The sequence below is a fragment of the Puia sp. P3 genome, assembly GCF_050632245.1.
Taxonomy (GTDB): domain Bacteria; phylum Bacteroidota; class Bacteroidia; order Chitinophagales; family Chitinophagaceae; genus Puia.
Window position 1 is genome coordinate 7,273,108 of sequence record NZ_CP192583.1, and the last position, 17,531, is coordinate 7,290,638.

The 17,531-nt window shown below is 53.5% G+C and carries 23 protein-coding genes and 1 pseudogene; 19 read left to right on the forward strand and 5 right to left on the reverse strand.

The genetic code is table 11. The features are described 5' to 3' along the window. Positions 1 to 108: 108 nt before the first annotated feature. Together ACQ86N_RS45945 and ACQ86N_RS45950 are read right to left on the reverse strand one after the other, a co-directional pair. On the reverse strand, positions 109 to 429 hold the full coding sequence (locus ACQ86N_RS45945) for a hypothetical protein (RefSeq protein ID WP_431212914.1): 321 nt from the start codon (positions 427 to 429) through the stop codon (positions 109 to 111). Continuing rightward, entirely contained in the window at positions 410 to 793 is a 384-nt protein-coding gene (locus tag ACQ86N_RS45950; protein ID WP_431212915.1) for a hypothetical protein, read from the reverse strand. Before ACQ86N_RS45950 ends, ACQ86N_RS45945 begins: the two co-directional genes overlap by 20 nt. Positions 794 to 929: 136 nt before the next feature. Here ACQ86N_RS45950 and rimP point away from each other — a divergent pair, with 136 nt between their 5' ends. From rimP to ACQ86N_RS46040, 18 genes and pseudogenes are all read left to right on the forward strand, one after another. Further along, the gene (gene rimP / locus ACQ86N_RS45955) at positions 930 to 1,397 is read left to right on the forward strand and encodes a ribosome maturation factor RimP (RefSeq protein WP_431212916.1); all 468 of its coding nucleotides are present in this window, start codon (positions 930 to 932) and stop codon (positions 1,395 to 1,397) included. Between the two features lie 53 nt (positions 1,398 to 1,450). Next, positions 1,451 to 2,023 carry a NusA N-terminal domain-containing protein gene (locus ACQ86N_RS45960; protein ID WP_431212917.1) on the forward strand — a complete coding sequence of 191 codons (573 nt, stop codon included), beginning with the start codon at positions 1,451 to 1,453 and terminating at the stop codon, positions 2,021 to 2,023. Positions 2,024 to 2,037: 14 nt separating this feature from the next. Beyond that, the gene (locus ACQ86N_RS45965) at positions 2,038 to 2,505 is read left to right on the forward strand and encodes a hypothetical protein (protein ID WP_431212918.1); all 468 of its coding nucleotides are present in this window, start codon (positions 2,038 to 2,040) and stop codon (positions 2,503 to 2,505) included. Next, positions 2,447 to 2,695, forward strand: a complete 249-nt coding sequence (locus ACQ86N_RS45970; RefSeq protein WP_431212919.1) for a hypothetical protein — start codon at positions 2,447 to 2,449, stop codon at positions 2,693 to 2,695. The genes ACQ86N_RS45965 and ACQ86N_RS45970 overlap by 59 nt, the downstream gene beginning before the upstream one ends. A gap of 90 nt (positions 2,696 to 2,785) precedes the next feature. Then, positions 2,786 to 3,229 (forward strand): hypothetical protein, encoded by a 444-nt coding sequence (locus tag ACQ86N_RS45975; RefSeq protein ID WP_431212920.1) that lies wholly within the window; start codon positions 2,786 to 2,788, stop codon positions 3,227 to 3,229. Further along, positions 3,160 to 4,905 (forward strand): translation initiation factor IF-2 N-terminal domain-containing protein, encoded by a 1,746-nt coding sequence (locus ACQ86N_RS45980; RefSeq protein WP_431212921.1) that lies wholly within the window; start codon positions 3,160 to 3,162, stop codon positions 4,903 to 4,905. The genes ACQ86N_RS45975 and ACQ86N_RS45980 overlap by 70 nt, the downstream gene beginning before the upstream one ends. A gap of 11 nt (positions 4,906 to 4,916) precedes the next feature. Then, a complete protein-coding gene (locus ACQ86N_RS45985; RefSeq protein WP_431212922.1) occupies positions 4,917 to 5,864 on the forward strand; it encodes a translation initiation factor IF-2 in 948 nt (315 codons plus the stop codon). A 58-nt stretch (positions 5,865 to 5,922) separates the two neighbouring features. Beyond that, positions 5,923 to 7,239: a peptidylprolyl isomerase gene (locus ACQ86N_RS45990; RefSeq protein WP_431212923.1), complete on the forward strand. Its 1,317-nt coding sequence runs from the start codon at positions 5,923 to 5,925 to the stop codon at positions 7,237 to 7,239. Between the two features lie 377 nt (positions 7,240 to 7,616). Next, positions 7,617 to 8,792: a PAS domain-containing protein gene (locus tag ACQ86N_RS45995; protein ID WP_431212924.1), complete on the forward strand. Its 1,176-nt coding sequence runs from the start codon at positions 7,617 to 7,619 to the stop codon at positions 8,790 to 8,792. Positions 8,793 to 8,806: 14 nt separating this feature from the next. Then, entirely contained in the window at positions 8,807 to 9,541 is a 735-nt protein-coding gene (locus ACQ86N_RS46000; protein ID WP_431212925.1) for a GAF domain-containing protein, read from the forward strand. Further along, on the forward strand, positions 9,528 to 9,947 hold the full coding sequence (locus tag ACQ86N_RS46005) for a sensor histidine kinase (protein WP_431212926.1): 420 nt from the start codon (positions 9,528 to 9,530) through the stop codon (positions 9,945 to 9,947). Before ACQ86N_RS46000 ends, ACQ86N_RS46005 begins: the two co-directional genes overlap by 14 nt. A 32-nt stretch (positions 9,948 to 9,979) precedes the next feature. Beyond that, positions 9,980 to 10,318 carry a response regulator gene (locus ACQ86N_RS46010; RefSeq protein WP_431212927.1) on the forward strand — a complete coding sequence of 113 codons (339 nt, stop codon included), beginning with the start codon at positions 9,980 to 9,982 and terminating at the stop codon, positions 10,316 to 10,318. Then, positions 10,219 to 10,620: a LuxR C-terminal-related transcriptional regulator gene (locus ACQ86N_RS46015; RefSeq protein WP_431217874.1), complete on the forward strand. Its 402-nt coding sequence runs from the start codon at positions 10,219 to 10,221 to the stop codon at positions 10,618 to 10,620. The genes ACQ86N_RS46010 and ACQ86N_RS46015 overlap by 100 nt, the downstream gene beginning before the upstream one ends. 395 nt (positions 10,621 to 11,015) lie before the next feature. Beyond that, entirely contained in the window at positions 11,016 to 11,924 is a 909-nt protein-coding gene (locus ACQ86N_RS46020; RefSeq protein ID WP_431212928.1) for a hypothetical protein, read from the forward strand. Continuing rightward, entirely contained in the window at positions 11,830 to 12,864 is a 1,035-nt protein-coding gene (locus tag ACQ86N_RS46025; RefSeq protein ID WP_431212929.1) for a hypothetical protein, read from the forward strand. Before ACQ86N_RS46020 ends, ACQ86N_RS46025 begins: the two co-directional genes overlap by 95 nt. A gap of 274 nt (positions 12,865 to 13,138) precedes the next feature. Continuing rightward, a complete protein-coding gene (locus ACQ86N_RS46030; RefSeq protein ID WP_431212930.1) occupies positions 13,139 to 13,480 on the forward strand; it encodes a response regulator in 342 nt (113 codons plus the stop codon). Next, the gene (locus ACQ86N_RS46035; RefSeq protein WP_431212931.1) at positions 13,474 to 13,779 is read left to right on the forward strand and encodes a response regulator transcription factor; all 306 of its coding nucleotides are present in this window, start codon (positions 13,474 to 13,476) and stop codon (positions 13,777 to 13,779) included. Before ACQ86N_RS46030 ends, ACQ86N_RS46035 begins: the two co-directional genes overlap by 7 nt. Positions 13,780 to 13,905: 126 nt before the next feature. Next, a pseudogene (locus ACQ86N_RS46040) lies at positions 13,906 to 14,016 on the forward strand (SixA phosphatase family protein); the annotation flags it as partial. 419 nt (positions 14,017 to 14,435) lie between these two features. Here the strand turns inward: ACQ86N_RS46040 and ACQ86N_RS46045 are convergent. Both ACQ86N_RS46045 and ACQ86N_RS46050 read right to left on the reverse strand, forming a co-directional pair. Beyond that, positions 14,436 to 15,323, reverse strand: a complete 888-nt coding sequence (locus ACQ86N_RS46045; protein WP_431212932.1) for a glycosyltransferase — start codon at positions 15,321 to 15,323, stop codon at positions 14,436 to 14,438. Then, positions 15,320 to 15,655, reverse strand: a complete 336-nt coding sequence (locus ACQ86N_RS46050) for a hypothetical protein (protein WP_431212933.1) — start codon at positions 15,653 to 15,655, stop codon at positions 15,320 to 15,322. The genes ACQ86N_RS46045 and ACQ86N_RS46050 overlap by 4 nt, the downstream gene beginning before the upstream one ends. 376 nt (positions 15,656 to 16,031) lie before the next feature. Between ACQ86N_RS46050 and ACQ86N_RS46055 the strand changes: the two genes are divergently transcribed. Continuing rightward, positions 16,032 to 16,247 carry a hypothetical protein gene (locus ACQ86N_RS46055; protein ID WP_431212934.1) on the forward strand — a complete coding sequence of 72 codons (216 nt, stop codon included), beginning with the start codon at positions 16,032 to 16,034 and terminating at the stop codon, positions 16,245 to 16,247. A 12-nt stretch (positions 16,248 to 16,259) separates the two neighbouring features. Here ACQ86N_RS46055 and ACQ86N_RS46060 read toward each other — a convergent pair whose 3' ends face one another. Continuing rightward, positions 16,260 to 17,516 (reverse strand): pyridoxal phosphate-dependent aminotransferase, encoded by a 1,257-nt coding sequence (locus tag ACQ86N_RS46060; protein ID WP_431212935.1) that lies wholly within the window; start codon positions 17,514 to 17,516, stop codon positions 16,260 to 16,262. Positions 17,517 to 17,531 lie beyond the last annotated feature (15 nt).

Consider the following 17,531-nt stretch of genomic DNA (forward strand, 5'->3'; position numbering starts at 1 on the left):
ATTGCTGGCCCGCGGACGAGCCGCCGCGGGCGGCTCGGGTTAAATACCTAACAAAGGTATGGCATCTTAGTTTAAATCCCTGTTAAACCCCGCACGACGGGGGTGGCGCTATTTTTTAAAGACCCTGTCAATCACCCAGTTAAGTCCATCGCCAAGCTTCACGGCGATTCTGTCGGCGAGCCGCAGAAGCACGCCCTGCAGCCGTTCGTTCTGAAGAAAAGTATCCAGCAGCTGGATACCGGTCATCGCCTCTCCTTCGATCTTGCGGGGCAGCAGCGACCGAACGAACATCGAGCCCGAGTGCTGCTGCAGATAGGTGAAATTGACGTCTATCTGCTCTTCCAGCAGCCGCGCCTTGTTGCGGAGCCGGCGGATATCCTGGTCCAGCGCGTGCACGCTGCGCGCGCCTTTAGTCGATCGTTTCGTCATCGCTGTCCTCTTCTTTTGAGTTTTGTATAATGGTTTGAATAACAGGCTCTACAAACAGGGCTTTCCGGAATACGGCGAGCAGCACGAAAACCACCAGGATCAGCAGTGTCACCAGCCCAAAGCCTTTTACGTAGCTGTGGAAAAGCCCGGAGAACCAATAGGCGACCATCAGCCCGCCGAAAAGAAAGAACAAAAATCCCAAAAACAGCGACAGCAGGATCCATGCAAAATAACCCGCCGATTTTGCAAAAAGGCGAAGGCCCTGCAGCCTGTAGATCTCAAGACGGGTCTCCAGATATTCTTTCAGCAGCGTTTTGTTCTCAGCGATAAATGCACCTAAATTATCGGGCTGGCTCTGGTTCATGCTCGTTCTTTTCGATAAAAATAAATTATTTCAGAAGAATTATCCCTACATTTGCACAGGTAAATGAAGCAAAAGAAAAGGGAACGGAAGCGTTCCCTTCTTTAATTTTATAAACTGAGGGTTTCTCGGGTCATTCATGGTTAACGAAACAATTAAGGCTGTAGAAAGTTTGGTTCAGACGCTGCTGGCGAACGAGACCGGCTATTTTCTGGTAGACATTCGCATCAAGCCGACCAACAATTTAAAGGTTTTTATCGATGGCGATCAGGGCATTTCCATCGAAAAATGTGTACAATATAACCGGGCCCTGTACAAGAAACTGGAAGAATCCGGACTTTTCCCCACGGGTGATTTCTCGCTGGAAGTCTCCTCCCCCGGGCTGGACGAGCCGCTCAAACTGCTGCGCCAGTACAAGAAGAATATCGGACGTCAGGTAGAACTGGTCCTCCAGGACGGCACAAAAAAGGCCGGGCGGCTGCTCGAAGTCAGTGAGGATGGGATCATTGTGGAGGAAGTAAAAGGAAAGAACAAGAAAAAAGAGGTGATCAACCATACTTTTTTATTTGATAACATAAAAACAACAAAAATTCAAGTAGTTTTCTAAACCGGGCGGTCTCTGGTCGGAAGACCGGTATCCAACCAAGAAAAATAAGTGCTATGGCAAGTATCAATTTGATCGAAGCCTTCCAGGACTTCAAGGAAGCAGAGAATATCGACCGTCCTACAATGATGAAAGTGGTAGAGGATGTGTTCAAAACCTTGTTGCGCAAAAAATATGGAAGCGACGAAAATTTTGACGTAATTGTGAATGCGGAAAAGGGCGACCTTGAGATCATGCGCCGCCGGACCATCGTCGAGGATGGCGCCGTGATGGATCCCCTGGCTGAGATTGCCTACACCGACGCAGTCAAGATCGAACCCGACTACGAAGTCGGAGAAGAATTATACGAGGAAGTCGAGATCCTGGACTTTGGCCGCCGCGCGATCCTTGCCGCCAAGCAGACGCTTGCCAGCCGTATCGGCGACCTGAAAAAGAATGTTCTCGTCAAGAAATACAATGAGCGCATCGGCGAGATCGTCAGCGCTGAAGTATACCAGGTCTGGAAAAAGGAGATACTTTTGCTGGACGAAGAAGGCAGTGAGCTGATCCTCCCCAAATCTGAACAGATACCCCAGGACTATTTCAAGAAAGGCGAAAATATTCGCGCCGTAGTAAAAAGCTGGAGCTGAAGAACAACTCCCCGGTGATCATCCTGTCCCGGACGAGCCCGCTCTTCCTTGCGAAACTGCTGGAGATCGAAGTTCCCGAGATCTTTGACGGCCTGATCGTGATCAAGAAGATCGTTCGCGAACCGGGCGAGCGCGCCAAGGTTGCCGTGGAGTCCTATGACGACAGGATCGATCCTGTCGGAGCATGCGTAGGGATGAAAGGCAGCCGTATCCACGGTATCGTCCGCGAGCTGAAGAACGAGAATATCGACGTCATCAACTGGACCAATAATAGCCAGCTGCTCATCCAGCGCGCCCTGACACCCTCCAAAATAACCAATATGGAGCTGGACAGCGAAAAGATGCACGCAAATGTCTATTTAAAGCCGGACCAGGTTTCCTGGCCATTGGCCGCAAGGGGTGAACATCAAATTGGCGCAGGAATTGACTGGATATACCATCGACGTATTCCGCGACAACGAAGGCGAACCCGAAGAATTTGACATCGACCTTGAAGAATTCAGCGACGAGATCGAGACCTGGGTCATCGACGAGCTCAAACGCATCGGCTGCGATACAGCCCGTAGCGTGCTCGACCTCACGGCGGATGAACTGGAAAGAAGGACCGATCTGGAGAAACAGACCATCGACGACGTAAGAAGAGTGCTCAGGGAAGAGTTTGAAAAAGGATAACAGTAAATAGTTATATTTTTACAGAAATTTGTAAACTCAAAAAAGGAGATGAACTTAACTCTTTCCTTTTTAAAGAGTTAAGTACGCAATATGGCAGAAACAACAACAATACGCCTCATGGCTGCAGCCAAGGAATTCAACATCGGGAAAGATACCCTGGTGGATTTTTTGGTGAGCAAAGGATTCAGCCAGGACGATCTTAAACCGACGTCCAAGCTGACGGAGGACATGTACAGATCTCTCCAACAGGAATTCCAGTCGGACAAAGTCGCCAGGATGAAGAGCGATCAGATCGACCTGCCCAAAGGAAGCCTTGAGGCAAAGAAGAAGAAAGAAGAAGAGCCTCCGGTTGTCACCTCGCCATTCAAGCAGGCGCCTCCGGTAGTGAAGAAGGCAGTAAAGGAAGAGGCGCCGCCTCCTCCTCCCGTGGTAGAAACGCCGCCCGTAGTGGCAGCTCCCCCGTCGTGGAAGAACGGCAGGAAGAGCCCGAGGTCGTCAAGATCGAGGCGCCCGAACTGGAAGGCCCAAAAGTGATCAATAAGATCGACCTCTCTGCAATAGATTCCTCCACCCGTCCCAGAAAGGTGACGAAGAAGGCGGAGGAACCCGAGCCCGCCGAAGAGCCTGTAGCAGAACCCGAGCCTGTACAGCAGCAACAGCCGCAGCAGCCCGAGATCAAGGCTCCCGAAGCACCCGTGGCAAAGGCTCCTGCAAAGGAAGAGCCCGTGAAGGAAGAGCCTGTTGTCGCTCAGACGGCGCCGGTAGAAGAGAGGGAAGAGCCGGTCGCTCAGGAAGAACATACAGAAGAGACGCCATCGGAGGATCCGTCGGTTCCACCGGTCATAGAAAATATCCGCGCGGAAAAGCTGGAAGGCCCGAAGATCCTCGGTAAGATCGAACTTCCGGTCAACAACGATACGCGGCCCAAACAGCCGGCTGAAGAAAAGAGGAAGCGCAAGCGCATTCCCATCGAGAAAAGGGACAACAACCAGGGCCCGGGCGGCGGTGGAAGACCCGGTCAGGGCCAGCACGGCGGCGGTCAGCACGGTCACGGCGGACAGGGCGGTCACGGCGGCGGTCAGCAACACGGTGGCCAGCAACACGGCAACCAGCGTCCCCCAGGACAGGGTCGCATCCCGATTCAGCGGAACCCCGGAGGCGCCAATCGCGGAGCCGGCGGCGGTCATCAGGGTGGGGGACATGGCAACAGACGCCCCGATCCCCGTCACGCACCACGCGAAGCAAAAGAGATCGATAAAAAGGAAATTCAGGAAAAGATCCGGCAGACGCAGGCCAAGCTGGCCGGCGCCGGTGGCCGCGGAAAAAGCCTGAAAGCAAAATACCGTCGCGCAAAACGCGACGAAGCGGCCGAAATGGCCGCCGGTGACGATATGATGGACAGCCGCCTGCAGGTCACTGAGTTCATCAGTGTGAGCGAGCTCGCCAACCTCATGGACGTCAGCTATGCCGAAGTCATCGGCAAATGTATGAGCCTGGGCATGATGGTATCCATCAACCAGCGTCTGGAAGCAGACGTTATCGAGCTCGTAGCCGGAGAATTTGGTTATCAGGTCGACTTTATCGGTATCGACGACGCCGCGGAAATGGAGGAAGAAGAAGATATCGACGAACCCGAAGACCTGCTTGACCGTGCACCCGTTGTGACCATCATGGGTCACGTCGACCACGGTAAGACCTCGCTGCTCGACTATATCCGCAGCGCAAACGTGGTCGCAGGGGAAGCCGGCGGTATCACACAGCATATCGGCGCCTACCAGGTGACGACGGAGGCTGGAAAGAAGATAACCTTCCTCGATACCCCCGGTCACGAAGCGTTCACTGCCATGCGTGCCCGCGGTGCCAAGGCGGCCGACGTAGCGGTTATCGTGGTAGCTGCGGACGACGCCGTGATGCCCCAGACGAAGGAAGCGATCTCCCACGCACAGGCCGCAGGCCTGCCGATGGTCTTCGCCATCAACAAGATCGATAAGGACGGAGCCAACCCCGAAAAGATCAAGGAACAGCTGGCCGGCATGAACCTGCTGGTGGAAGACTGGGGTGGTAAATACCAGTCCCAGGAAATATCCGCAAAAAGGACTCAACGTCGAACTGCTCCTCGAAAAGATCCTGCTCGAAGCCGAACTCCTCAGCCTCAAGGCCAATCCGAACCGCGAAGCCTCGGGCAGCGTGATCGAAGCCTCTCTGGATAAAGGCCGCGGCTATGTCGCCACCGTCCTCGGTCCAGAACGGTACCTTCCGCGTCGGCGACCTGGTCGTATCGGGTCAGTATTTCGGCCGTGTAAAAGCGATGTTCAACGAAAGGAACAAACGCGTGGACGAAGCGCCGCCCTCGACGCCGGTCCTCCTGCTCGGTCTCAACGGAGCGCCGCAGGCGGGTGAGAAGTTCAGGGTCTACGAAGACGAGAGCGAAGCAAAGGAGGTGGCCAACAAGAGAGCCCAGATCCTTCGCGAACAGGGTATTCGCACGAAGAAACATATCACTCTGGATGAGATCGGTCGTCGTCTGGCCCTGGGTAACTTTAAAGAACTCAACCTGATCATAAAAGGTGACGTGGACGGTTCGGTGGAAGCCCTCAGCGACTCGCTGCAAAAACTGTCTACCGAAGAGATCGCGGTCCGCGTTGTCCACAAGGCGGTCGGCGCCATCACCGAAAGCGACGTCCTGCTGGCAACGGCATCCGACGCCGTCATCGTGGGCTTCAACGTCCGTCCGTCCTCCTGTGCTTCCCGCCCGGCCGAGAACGAAGGCGTGGAGATCAAGACCTACTCCATCATCTACAACGCGATCGAAGAGGTCAAGAGCGCCATGGAAGGCCTGCTGGAACCGAAGGTCGTGGAGAAGATCGTGGCCAACGTCGAAGTCCGCAACGTCTTCAAGTTCGACAAGGCAACCGTCGCCGGTTGTTATGTCCTCGACGGAAAGATCTTCCGCAATTCCAAGATACGCGTGGTACGCGACGGCATCGTGATCTACCCCGTAGGGGAAGGCGCCTCTGCCGAGCTCCAGTCGCTCAAACGGTTCAAGGACGACGTCAAGGAAGTCCCCTCCGGTATGGAATGCGGTCTCACCGTCAAGAACTTTAATGACGTCCGCGTCGGTGATATCGTAGAAGCCTACGAAGAAGAAGAAGTTAAACGTACACTGTAACTAATGTTTTGTTAAATACCCTCCCTTTGGAGGGTATTTGGCCTAACTTTATACCCGTATGCTAAAAAGAATTGCCTTTTTTGCTATTGCTGTTTTCGCACTATCCTCCGGCAGCATGGCCCAGCAGCAGAAAGTCGTAGCCGATAAGATCGCCGGTATTGTCGGTGATAAGATCATCCTTAAATCCGAACTGGCCATCGCCATCGCCGATATGCAGCGCAACAACAACGGCACAGAGGTGAAAGGCGTGGACGAATGTACTATCCTGGACAACATGCTCCTCCAGAAGGCGCTGGTGCTGCAGGCAGAAAAGGACTCCCTCCCCGTTAGCGACGAAGAAGTAGAGGCAGAAGTAGACCAGCGCATCCGCTATTTCATCCAGCTGTATGGCGGCAAGGACGCTTTTGAGCAGATAGCCCAGCGGACCGTTTACCAGGCGAAGCAGGATTTCATGGTCCCCATTCGCGAACAGCGTCTGGCCGACGCCATGCGCAGAAAGGTCGTGGAAGGCGTTACCATCACTCCCACAGAAGTAAAGGAATATTTCGACAAGATACCGGAGAAGAACCGCATCTTCTATGAATCCGAGCTTCGCCTCAACGAGCTCGGCATCTATCCGAAAGCCAGCCGCGACATCGAGAAACTCGCCATGGACGAGCTCAACGAATACAAGCAACAGGTGGAATCCGGCGCCAAGAAGTTCGACCTTCTCGCGAAACTCTACTCGGATGACCCCGGCAGCAAGGACAAGGGGGGCATGATCGAGCTCAACCGCAACGACGCAAAAATGTGGGACCCCGTATTCTTCTCAACAGCTTTCCGGCTCAAGGAAGGACAGGTCTCTCCCGTGATAAAAAGTAAGTTCGGATACCATATCATCCAGTTGGTCAGCCGCAATGGCGACGACGTCGTGGTCCGGCATATCCTGAAGATCCCCCAGATCACACAGACCGAGACCGACGAGACCACTGCACAACTGGATTCTATCCGCACGCAGCTGATCGCCGGTACGCTGAGTTTTGGCGAAGCGATCAACAGATATACACCCAGTGATGACCCGCGCCGGTCTTCTGCCGGACAGGTCATGGGTAAGAACGGCACGACCTTCCTGACGATCTCCGATCTCGACAAGGATATGGTCCTCCTCCTTAAAAATTCCGACCTCAAGCCCGGGCAGTATTCCAAACCGGCAGTCTTCACAGACCAGGGCGGAAAAAAGGCGTTCATATCGTTCAGCTGGTGTCCAAGACCGAACCGCACCGGGAAAATCTGCGCGACGACTACAACCGCATCGCCCAGCGCGCCCTCGACGAGAAGAAACAGGCGGCGCTCGAGAAATGGTTCGCTACCAAAATTCCTACTTTCTACATCATGATCGACGGCGAGTACCGCAGCTGTGCCAACCTTGGCAAATGGCAAACAGGTACCCCAACCGCCGGCAACTAAATCCCCTGGTTCACGACCATCCCGGCCCAACGGTTCACTTCCGCGTTGGTCCCACCGTTCACGAACGGGATAACACGCTGTCTCCCAGATAGTTCACGTCTCCTTTTGCGCATTCCCGCAACCGCCCCTGCGGCTGTCTGCAACTATTTTAGGTATAAACCCTTAAAGCCTTCGAAATAACATATTATTTCGAAGCGCATACATGCTTCTTTAGTAATTTGATAGCGCAATTTGATGCGGTGACGCACCATTCATGAATTTTGACCATCTTGCGGGCCCCGGGTCCGCCGGCCCAAATAAAAATGTATGCTAAGTAGCGCCCAAAAGTCCGTGCCTACGATAAAGCAGTTCAGACAACCTTATTTTATGCATGTTGCCCCGAACGGGGCCGTCACGTCCACATGCACCCGGTTTGCCGCCTTACTGAAAAGAAGGAATATCCATGACTTTTTAGGGGTTAGCATATTGGAGGTCTTCGCCCGCCTGGGAAAGACCGATCCCCAGCCCGGCCCCGACAGCCATGGCCAGGGAATGCCCCGCACCATCGACCTTTCCGTCCAGACTCCCGGCGCCAAATCATTTATTATCCGCTGGACACCCATTCCCCGCTACGGCATGGAGCCGGCCGACGGCGGCTGGCAGTTCACCGGTCTGAAGATCTATGCAGACCCATTCCCGGCGCCGGCAGCAGGAAAGACCCTCGTCCAGGAAGAGATGCCAATACCAGCGGGTCTTATCAGACAGGTATCCGATATCATCATTACCACAGATACACAGGGACATATCGTCTATTGGAACAACGCAGCGGAGAGATTTTACGGTATCCCTGTCCGGGAGGTCATTGGTCAGCGCCTGAACCATCTGGTCCGTTATGACTATGCGAATACCACGGAAGAAGAGGTGCAAGCCCTTCTTCGCGACAACGGCTTTTGGGAAGGCGAGGCGACATATCTTTCCAATGACGGAAAAAAATCGTATCTTATTTGCTCTTTCCGTTATGTCAGGGATAGTGATCGGCGGATTTCCGGGGTTATGATCCTCAACAAGGATATCACAGAGGTCAAGCCGGTACAACCGAACCAAATAAAGGCCGGGCTCCAGCTGCGTCGGTCTGCCGGACAGATCGCCGACATCCTCGAAAGCATAACGGATGGGTTTTTTGTGCTGGACCAACACTTTAGGGTAAAACTCTGGAACCGTGAGGCCGAGAGGATCACAGCAATTTCCGCCGCTGAGATCGTAGACAGAACTATTTGGGAGAAATTACCTGGGTTGGTCGATACAGATACCTGGCAGTCCTTTCACAAGGCCTTCAAAAAGAAAATGACGGTCACGTTTGATCAATACAATGAGCGTTCGGATCGGTGGCTCGAAATGAGCCTCTATCCCTCCGACAAGGGCTTGTTTGCGTATTTCAAAGACGTGACGATCCGCAAAAAACAGGAGGCCCTGCTGGCGCTCGAGAAAAAGTCCTCGAGCTGAACACCGGCAAACGAATGAGTCTCCGAGCTATCCTCAACAATTTCCTCAAAGGCATTCAGAGAATATTCCCCGGCATGTATTGCTGTGTGCTCACCCTCGACGAGGACGGCAGCAGCGTGAGACTTCTCTCCGCGCCGGGACTTCCCGCCATCTACGCCCACGCGATTGACGGACTTCCCATCGGACCCCGCGCCGGCAGCTGTGGCACGGCCATGTACAGGAAAGAGACCGTCATCGTCAGCGACATCGCCACCGACCCGCTCTGGGAAGACTACCGCGACCTGACCCTTCGGTTCGGTCTCCGCGCCTGCTGGTCTATACCGGTAATGGATGACCGCGGCGACGTGCTTGCTGCTTTCGCGGTCTACTACGACACGGCCAAATCACCCACGGACGTCGAAATGGACACGTTCGAAAGGATCGCCAACCTGGTCGCCGTCATCATCGAAAGCAAAAGGATGGAGGATATCCTTCTCCGGCAGGAGCTCGACAAACAAAAGATGGTCGCGCAGGCAATGGTCGACGCACAGGAAAAGGAAAGGGCGGAGATCGGAAAAGAACTGCACGACAACATCAACCAGATCCTTTCCACTACCAAGCTATACCTCGAGCTGGCAAGGAACGACAACGACGAACGACTGAACCTCATCACCCGCAGCGCGGGCAATATCCATCACGCTATCCACGAGATCCGCAATATTTCCGGGTCCCTCGTCCCATCCAGTATCGGAGACCTTGGGCTCCAGTGACTCGATCGTCGACCTCGTTGAAAGCATAAAGATGACCCGCGCTATCCATATCGAATTCTATCCCATCGGTAATTTCGACGAGAAGATCAGCGACAAGGCGAAGCTCATGCTCTTCCGGATCATCCAGGAACAGACCAACAACGTGATAAAACATTCCGGCGCCCGTCACCTCATCATCGAACTGACCTATGAAGAGACCGAGAACAATATCGAACTGAGCATCACCGACGACGGGAAAGGCTTTAATCCGGAGAAGGTCAGGAAGAAGGGCCTGGGCCTGTCCAATATAATGAGCCGGGCTGACCTTTTTGGAGGAAAAGTGACCATTCAGACCGCGGAGGGCCGCGGTTGCAAGCTAAGAGTGCAGGTACCGGTAGAGCGGAGCACGGGTCCGCTGGCGCAGTGATTTAATAAAAATGTATCTTAAAACAATCCTATATGAGTAAGATCAATATTCTGATTGCCGACGACCACAAGCTGATCCGGGAGACCTGGAGTTATATCCTGAATAGTGACGCGCGGTTCCAGGTCATAGCTGAGTGCGGAGATGCGCAGGAGGCAGTGGAGCTGGCAAAAACCAAACGTCCCCATGTCGTCCTGATGGATATCAATATGACCCCTTTTCCGGTCTGGAGGCTACCCAGCGCATCCGGAAGATCTCTCCCGGCTCGAAGGTCATCGGTGTCTCCATGCACTCCCAGCCCGCCTATGCGAAAAAAATGCTGCAGATGGGGGCCCGTGGCTACGTCACCAAGAACTCTTCCAAGGAAGAGATGATCAAGGCCATCCTCGAGGTCAACCACGGCAACAAATACATCTGCGACGAGATCAAGAACATCATCTCCGAACAGCTGCTGGACGAAAAGGAGGACTCGCCGAATATCAATGCACTGACGGAAAGAGAGATGCAGATCATCAACTTCATCAAGGAAGGCCTCTCATCAAAAGAGATAGCCACCAGCCTGAACATTTCCCTCAAAACGGTGGAAGTGCACCGGCACAATATCCTCAAGAAGCTGAAACTTAAGAACTCGGCCTCACTCGTCAACTTTATCAATACAAACGCCACTTATATCTAGAGCAACATATTCATTATTAAATTGTTATATCCGTACGAGGGTGCAGAACGTCAGGGTTAACACTTAAAATTGACCGGGTTTTCCCCTAAACCGGCCAATTCCCTTCCGTTTTTCTTCATAAACTAACCGCTTTAGTGCATTTTTACAGCATGAAGTCGCTCATAAAGATTTTATTATCCAATCCTTAGAAAGACCGATGGGATTTTCGGTTCCCAAAAAAGAGTGTTCAAATTCCTGTTGTGCACCGCCCCCAAGCCTATGAAGACTGGGGGTTTTTTGACGGGGGTCCCCCCTCACCGCTAACGGTGTTAACTTTTCTTTTTCTTTAACTCTTTAGTCACTAACTTTGCGGCTTCTTTCGGGAATTCACCCATCTCCCGGGGGAGGGCCAAAGCATGAGCGATGCAATAAAACATGAATGTGGGCTGGCATTCATTAGGTTACGCAAGCCGTTCTCTCATTATCTGCAGCAATACGGCACTGTCCTCTACGGTCTGAACAAGCTGTACCTGCTAATGGAAAAGCAACACAACCGCGGTCAGGACGGCGCAGGGGTCGCAGCGGTAAAGTTGAATGTAGAGCCCGGTCACCCCTTCCTCCACCGCATCCGAAGCGCCAACAACCAGCCCATCGCGGACGTTTTCTCGAAGATCATGGGTGAGGTCAAGGACCTCGAACTATACCAGCCCGACGTCACCAAACACCCCGGCCTGATGAAAGGCCATATCTCCTTTGTAGGCGAGCTGCTGCTCGGCCATCTCCGGTATGGCACTCAGGGGAGGAACAACGCCGAATTCTGTCATCCATTTATAAAGAGGAATACCATCCCGGCCCGCAATCTGGCCCTGGCCGGCAACTTTAATCTGGTCAATACCGACGAGCTGTTCGACCTCATCGACATCGACCCCGGCGAATTTCAGAAACAGAGCGACCTGGCTGCCATGATGGAGGTCATCCACCAGCTTTCAGGTCAAGGCCGACGAAGCCGCACCAGGCAATCTCGATCTGGTAGGACTCCTGAGAAAGGCCGTCTCCCTGTTCGACGGCGGATTTACGGTAGGGGGTCTCGTAGGCAACGGAGACAGTTTTGTCTTCCGCGACGCCCACGGCATCCGCCCGGCTTATTATTATATCAACGACGACGTCGTTGTAGCCGCCTCGGAACGCTCTGCCATCCGCACGGTGTTCAATGTCGGCGAGAACGAAGTAATGGAACTGATGCCCGGAAAAGGCCTGATCGTAAAAGCAGGCGGCGAGGTCTCCGTCGAGACGATCCTCGAACCCAAAGTGCGGCGCGCCTGTAGTTTTGAGCGGATCTACTTCTCTCGCGGCAGCGACGAAAAGATCTACCGCGAACGCATTGCACTGGGCTATAACCTCAGCGAACAGGTGCTTAACGCAGTCAACCACGACCTCAAGAATACCATCTTCTCTTTCATCCCCAATACCGCGGAAGTCGCATTCTACGGACTCTGGAAAGGCGTCGACGACTACCTCGAAAGCGTCAAGATCCAGCGAATTCTGTCGTGGGGCAACGACATCAATAAGGACAAGCTGGTGGAAATGCTGAGCCGCAAGATCCGCGTCGAAAAGGTCGCGATCAAGGACGTCAAGATGCGCACCTTCATCACGGAAGACACCAGCCGCAACGAAATGGTGCAGCACGTCTATGACGTCACCTATGGCACCGTCCAGAAAGGCGTCGACACCCTGGTCGTCATCGACGACTCCATAGTCAGGGGAACGACGCTGAAGGAAAGCATCGTCCGGATGCTCACCCGTCTCGAACCTAAGAAAATAATCGTCGTCTCTTCCGCGCCCCAGATCCGCTATCCCGACTGCTACGGCATTGATATGAGCAAAATGGGCGACTTCATTGCCTTCCGCGCAGCAGTGGAACTCTGGAAGGAAAGGGGCAGGGAGAGCTGTCTGCAGGAGTTTTACGAACGGTGTAAGGAACTCCAGCGTACCGGTCAGCTGCACACGGAAAACGTGGCCCAAAAGGTCTACCAGCCCTTTACCGACGAAGAGATCTCCAATAAGGTCGCACAGCTCATCACACCACCGGATATTACTACTCCCGTACAGGTGATCTTTCAGACGATCGATTCCCTGCACAAAGCATGTCCTACCAATACAGGGGACTGGTATTTTACCGGTAATTATCCTACTCCGGGAGGTAACAGGGTCGTTAACAAGGCCTTTATGAACTATATGGAAGGAAAGAACGTCCGCGGATACTAACCCCGAAGGATAGTCCCCGGAACTTTAGCGCGGCATGGCTTCAGCCGCAGCCTCCTGGGGTAATTACCCATATACCCCCGCGTAATAATCATAACCGGCTCAAAATGATCCCAGTCCGATAAAAAAATTAAAGTACTAATTGGGGTTATCAGAGAAAATCCTTAATATTATATAAGTTTACCTGCTAGTACCCAAATCCCCTTAAAAGAATCTGCACTGGTTTAAGCGCTCCGTTAGTAATGCCTGATCATTTTGTTTTCAAAAGTTAAGCGTTATGAAGAAAGTTTCTATTATGATCGTTGATGATCATACGTTAATCCGGGAAACATGGAGTTTTTTATTGGGAAAAAATGAAAACTTCGATGTTGTAGCTGAATGTGGTGACGGTGAAAGAGCCGTTGAACTGGCAAGGGACAAAAGACCCGACGTTGTCCTGCTGGATATCAACATGGCCCCCATGAGTGGGTTCGACGTGCTCAAGATGATCCGTAAATATTCCCCCGGTTCAAAGATCATCGGTGTATCCATGCACTCCCAGCCCGCCTACGCAAAAAAAATGCTCCGTCTCGGGGCAAAAGGCTACGTGACAAAGAACTCCCCCGACAGGAAATGCTGACAGCCATTGCGGAAGTGAGCAATAATCATGTATACATCTGCCAGGAAGTAAAGAATATCCTCTCGGACCAGCTCCTCCACGGAGACCAGGCCAATCCGGATATCAACAACCTCTCCGACCGTGAGATGCAGATCGTCAGGGCGCTGAAGGAAGGCCTCTCTTCCAAGGAGATCGCCTCCGAACTCAGTATATCCCTGAAAACCGTGGAGGTTCACCGGCACAATATTCTCAAAAAGCTCAAGCTGAAGAATACGGTGTCGCTTATTAATTTTATCAATTCCCAGGCCTTTGACATATAATTTACGCTAATCACTGCCGCCGCGGGCCCGCTGTCAAATATTATCGTAGATTGAGATGGAATAAGCCCTCTGATGAAGACCCTTTTGATAGTAAGACACGCGAAGAGCAGCTGGGACGACGCTGATATGAAGGACTTCGACCGCCCTCTCAATGACAGGGGCCGGCGGGATGCGCCCGCCATGGCCAATAGGCTCATCGGAGACGGCGTTTCGATCGACCGGTTCGTATCCAGCCCCGCCAAAAGGGCCCGCCAGACCGCCGAATTTTTTGCGGAGGCCTACGGTATAAAACACCGGGAGATCCAGTTCATCCCCGAACTCTATCATGCTACACCAGAGATTTTCCGGACGGTAGTGACCGACCTCGACGACAAAGACGAGGCCGTCGCGCTGTTTTCGCATAATCCCGGCATCACCGCTTTTGCCAACATCCTCAGTACCGTCCGGCTGGACAATATGCCCACCTGCGCGATCTTCGCCGTTAGGGCCGGGGTCGATCACTGGAAGGACTTCCTTTCCGCCACTGCGCAGTTCTGGTTCTTTGACTATCCCAAGGCCGGGGTCACGACTAATCTGCCGGTTCACGCCGGTCACGGTCCGCTTCCCAGCCCGTCACGGTTCAGGTCCCAGCCCGTCACGGTTCACGCCCCAGCCCGTCACGGTTCACGCGAAACTCCTGGTTCACGATCAGCCTCTGGTTCACGCGCGGCGTCCAGTTCACGCCTGACCATGGCCAAGACTTCGGCTACCGCCTGCCGTAACAACCCTTCCCCCGCCGCCGGGTCAGGCAACTGCCGCACACCCGGTATATCCATCTCCCTCCCCTCCCCTGCGCCCTGTTCCCCCCATTCCCCCTTCGCCGCCGCCAGCGCATCCATCAACGAAAATCCTTTCTGGTCGATACAGACCGCCCAGCCCCGCGCCGCCAGATAGTTCCCCAGATATTCCTGCTCGGTCTGGCCGGGGGTCGGGACCATTATCGCCCGCCTCCCCAGCCGCACCAGGTCCATCACCGTACTATATCCCGACCGGCAGATGATCTGCCCCGCACCGCGGATCAATTCCTCCAGTTCATCCGCCGGCAAATGATCGTATACCCTTACCCGCTGGGGCAAGTTTACCCTCGGCGACGCGCCCGTCGGCCCTTCCGGGAGCGTCGCGGAAACACCTGTAGCCGGAGCCCCGGCCGGCAGACCCCTCACCAGCACCACCCGGCCGGAATAGTCCGCCATTTGGTCCAGCAGGCGCCTCTCCAGCAGAGTCCGCTGCGGTTCCGGACCCGATAGCAGTATGAGCAGATCGACGTTATCCCCCCGGCCGCCCTCCAGCCCCCATGGACCCGTACCGGGCCCTGCCGACGCCGCGCGACCGCCCCCCTGGCCAGCCCCCGCCGCACGACCCGCAAACCTCGACAACCACCCCACATAACGAACAGGCATATCCGGCATCTTCCCTGGATGGGACAACTCCCCAGCCAACCCGTCCTTCCCCTCCACGTCCGGTACCCAGCACATCCGGAACCGCCGGATCAGCGAATAATTCATCCGCTGCAACCAACGGTCAGCAATACCCCCCAGGGCGTCCGGATCTGCAGCTGGTGGGTCATAAAGACCGAAAATACTCCCGGCGCATAGAGCCCATAGCGGTTGTCGGAGATGATCAGGTCCGGGCGCTCCAGCCGCGCCCAGCGCCTCATCCACGCATTTTCCCGCTTGACGCGGATCAATATTTTTGGAATGGAAAAAATAAGACGAAGGATCGTGAGGGCACGGTTTTTGTCATATTTTATGTTGTAACCCGGTATTTCTACGATGACGAGATCCGGGATTTCCCTGACCAATACCTCTTTCTGAACACCCGAAACCGCGGCGATCACCGTACATTTCTGATTTATTAATTCTTTAATTATTGGGATACACCTGGTTGCGTGCCCGAGGCCCCAATCCAGCGGCGCTAAAACTACCTTTAGGTCTTTAGCAGGGGGATTGTTAATTTTTACTGGATTCGGCAACCGGGGATACTATTTTTAAGACAAATTAGTTAATTTAGGAGGAATAAGACAATGAAAACCACAAAGACAATATCGACTCTATTGTTATTATTTAGTACCATTGTATTGTTTAGCTGCAGCACCGGACGTGGTAGCATGGGTGGAAGCAGCAAAAAATGTGGTTGCGGAATAACAAAAGGAATGTCTGGTTATTAAAATCTAATAGAAAATGAAAGCTTGTAACAGGGATTTGCTTGTTCTGGTGAAAGATGAACACATGAACGAAAAATCGATGGAACGAGAGTTGGAACAATTGAACGACCTGCTGTTCCATTTCGAGACATTCGAATCATTCTGCACTGCCCACGAAGTGTTCGATGTCAACCGCCACAAAACGCTCTGCAAAAGAGAAAGCATCCAAAAGATAGTTCGTCAGAAAGAACTGAAACCTTTTTTCTTTATCTGTAATAAGAACTAAGCGACAAAACTTTTACACCAACCTGCTCATCGCATCCCGTAATTTTCCGATCATTTCAGGAATGTCTTCCAGTTTGCACGTACCGACCGAGAGTCTGTACCACGGCGAAGTCTTTGACGCACCAAAAGCTGAGAACGGCACGATCGCCAGACCCGCCTCATTCAGCAGATAAGACGTAACGTCGGACTGTTCCTTCAACATCACACCCTGCTGGGTCTTCTTCCCTTTCAGGTCGATCTTTATCGTAAGATAGATAGCCGCCTCGGGCGCCAGCACGTCTACGCAATAGCCATCCTTCTTCAGCGCCACAAAGCTTTCGTATATCTGTTGCAGCCTCGACGACACGGCTCCCTTGAAACCGGCGAGGTAAGAATTGATATTGTCCTTCTGCAGCAAATAGACGGCAGTCGCCTTTTGCTCCGCCATCGGCGCCCACGACCCGATATGCGTCATGATCGCCTTCATCTTGCCGATGATCTCCGCGGGACCAAAAGACCAGCCCACACGTACACCAGTAGCCGCAAATGCCTTGCTGATGGCGTCGATAAAGATCGTATACTCCCGCATCGCAGGGTAGAGGGAGACGGGATTGAAATGTTCTATCGCGCCGTAGGTCAGCTGCCAGTACATCTGGTCATAGAGTACATACAGCTTCTTCTCGTCCGGCCCGCGACGAGCGTTCTCTTCCAGCACCAGCTCGCAGATCGCCGAAAGGTCCTTTCGGGATATCGTCGTCCCCGTGGGGTTCTGCGGCGAGCAGAGACAGACGAGCGTAGCTTCCTTCACGTGGGGACGCAGTGCATCCGCCGTCGGCATGAAATTATTCTCCGCCGTTGCCTCGACGACTATATGCTCCCCGCCGTTGAGATGAGTATAGTGATTGTTGTTCCAGGACGGCACCGCATAGATGACTTTGTCACCCTTGTCGATCAGGGTCCTGAACAGCGAATAGATCAGCGGTCGTCCTCCGCTGGATACGAGGATCTCGTCCGTGTTATAGACGAGCTCTTCCCTGTCTTTCAGGAAGACGGCTATCGATTCGCGCAGGTCCAGGTTGCCCTCCGCCGCCGGATAGTTGGTGAAATGCTTTCTGTAAGCGTCGATAATAGCGTCTTCCAGCTCTTTTGGGATGGGAAATATAGCGGGATCAAAATCGCCTACCGTGAAATTGTAGATCTTTTCTCCTTTCCTGATCTTGTCCCTGATCTCTCCACCTAGTTTGACGATCTCCGAGCCGATCAGTGTCTCTGCCAGATGCGATAGCTTCATGGATAGTGACGTCTT

Bases quoted from the DNA above. Each gene is read 5' to 3' on its own strand.
- ACQ86N_RS45945 (WP_431212914.1), bottom strand. From the start codon at position 429: ATGACGAAACGATCGACTAAAGGCGCGCGCAGCGTGCACGCGCTGGAC.
- ACQ86N_RS45950 (WP_431212915.1), bottom strand. From the start codon at position 793: ATGAACCAGAGCCAGCCCGATAATTTAGGTGCATTTATCGCTGAGAAC.
- rimP (WP_431212916.1), top strand. From the start codon at position 930: ATGGTTAACGAAACAATTAAGGCTGTAGAAAGTTTGGTTCAGACGCTG.
- ACQ86N_RS45960 (WP_431212917.1), top strand. From the start codon at position 1,451: ATGGCAAGTATCAATTTGATCGAAGCCTTCCAGGACTTCAAGGAAGCA.
- ACQ86N_RS45975 (WP_431212920.1), top strand. From the start codon at position 2,786: ATGGCAGAAACAACAACAATACGCCTCATGGCTGCAGCCAAGGAATTC.
- ACQ86N_RS45985 (WP_431212922.1), top strand. From the start codon at position 4,917: ATGTCGCCACCGTCCTCGGTCCAGAACGGTACCTTCCGCGTCGGCGAC.
- ACQ86N_RS45990 (WP_431212923.1), top strand. From the start codon at position 5,923: ATGCTAAAAAGAATTGCCTTTTTTGCTATTGCTGTTTTCGCACTATCC.
- ACQ86N_RS45995 (WP_431212924.1), top strand. From the start codon at position 7,617: ATGCTAAGTAGCGCCCAAAAGTCCGTGCCTACGATAAAGCAGTTCAGA.
- ACQ86N_RS46000 (WP_431212925.1), top strand. From the start codon at position 8,807: ATGAGTCTCCGAGCTATCCTCAACAATTTCCTCAAAGGCATTCAGAGA.
- ACQ86N_RS46010 (WP_431212927.1), top strand. From the start codon at position 9,980: ATGAGTAAGATCAATATTCTGATTGCCGACGACCACAAGCTGATCCGG.
- ACQ86N_RS46020 (WP_431212928.1), top strand. From the start codon at position 11,016: ATGAGCGATGCAATAAAACATGAATGTGGGCTGGCATTCATTAGGTTA.
- ACQ86N_RS46025 (WP_431212929.1), top strand. From the start codon at position 11,830: ATGGAACTGATGCCCGGAAAAGGCCTGATCGTAAAAGCAGGCGGCGAG.
- ACQ86N_RS46030 (WP_431212930.1), top strand. From the start codon at position 13,139: ATGAAGAAAGTTTCTATTATGATCGTTGATGATCATACGTTAATCCGG.
- ACQ86N_RS46035 (WP_431212931.1), top strand. From the start codon at position 13,474: ATGCTGACAGCCATTGCGGAAGTGAGCAATAATCATGTATACATCTGC.
- ACQ86N_RS46045 (WP_431212932.1), bottom strand. From the start codon at position 15,323: ATGAATTATTCGCTGATCCGGCGGTTCCGGATGTGCTGGGTACCGGAC.
- ACQ86N_RS46060 (WP_431212935.1), bottom strand. From the start codon at position 17,516: ATGAAGCTATCGCATCTGGCAGAGACACTGATCGGCTCGGAGATCGTC.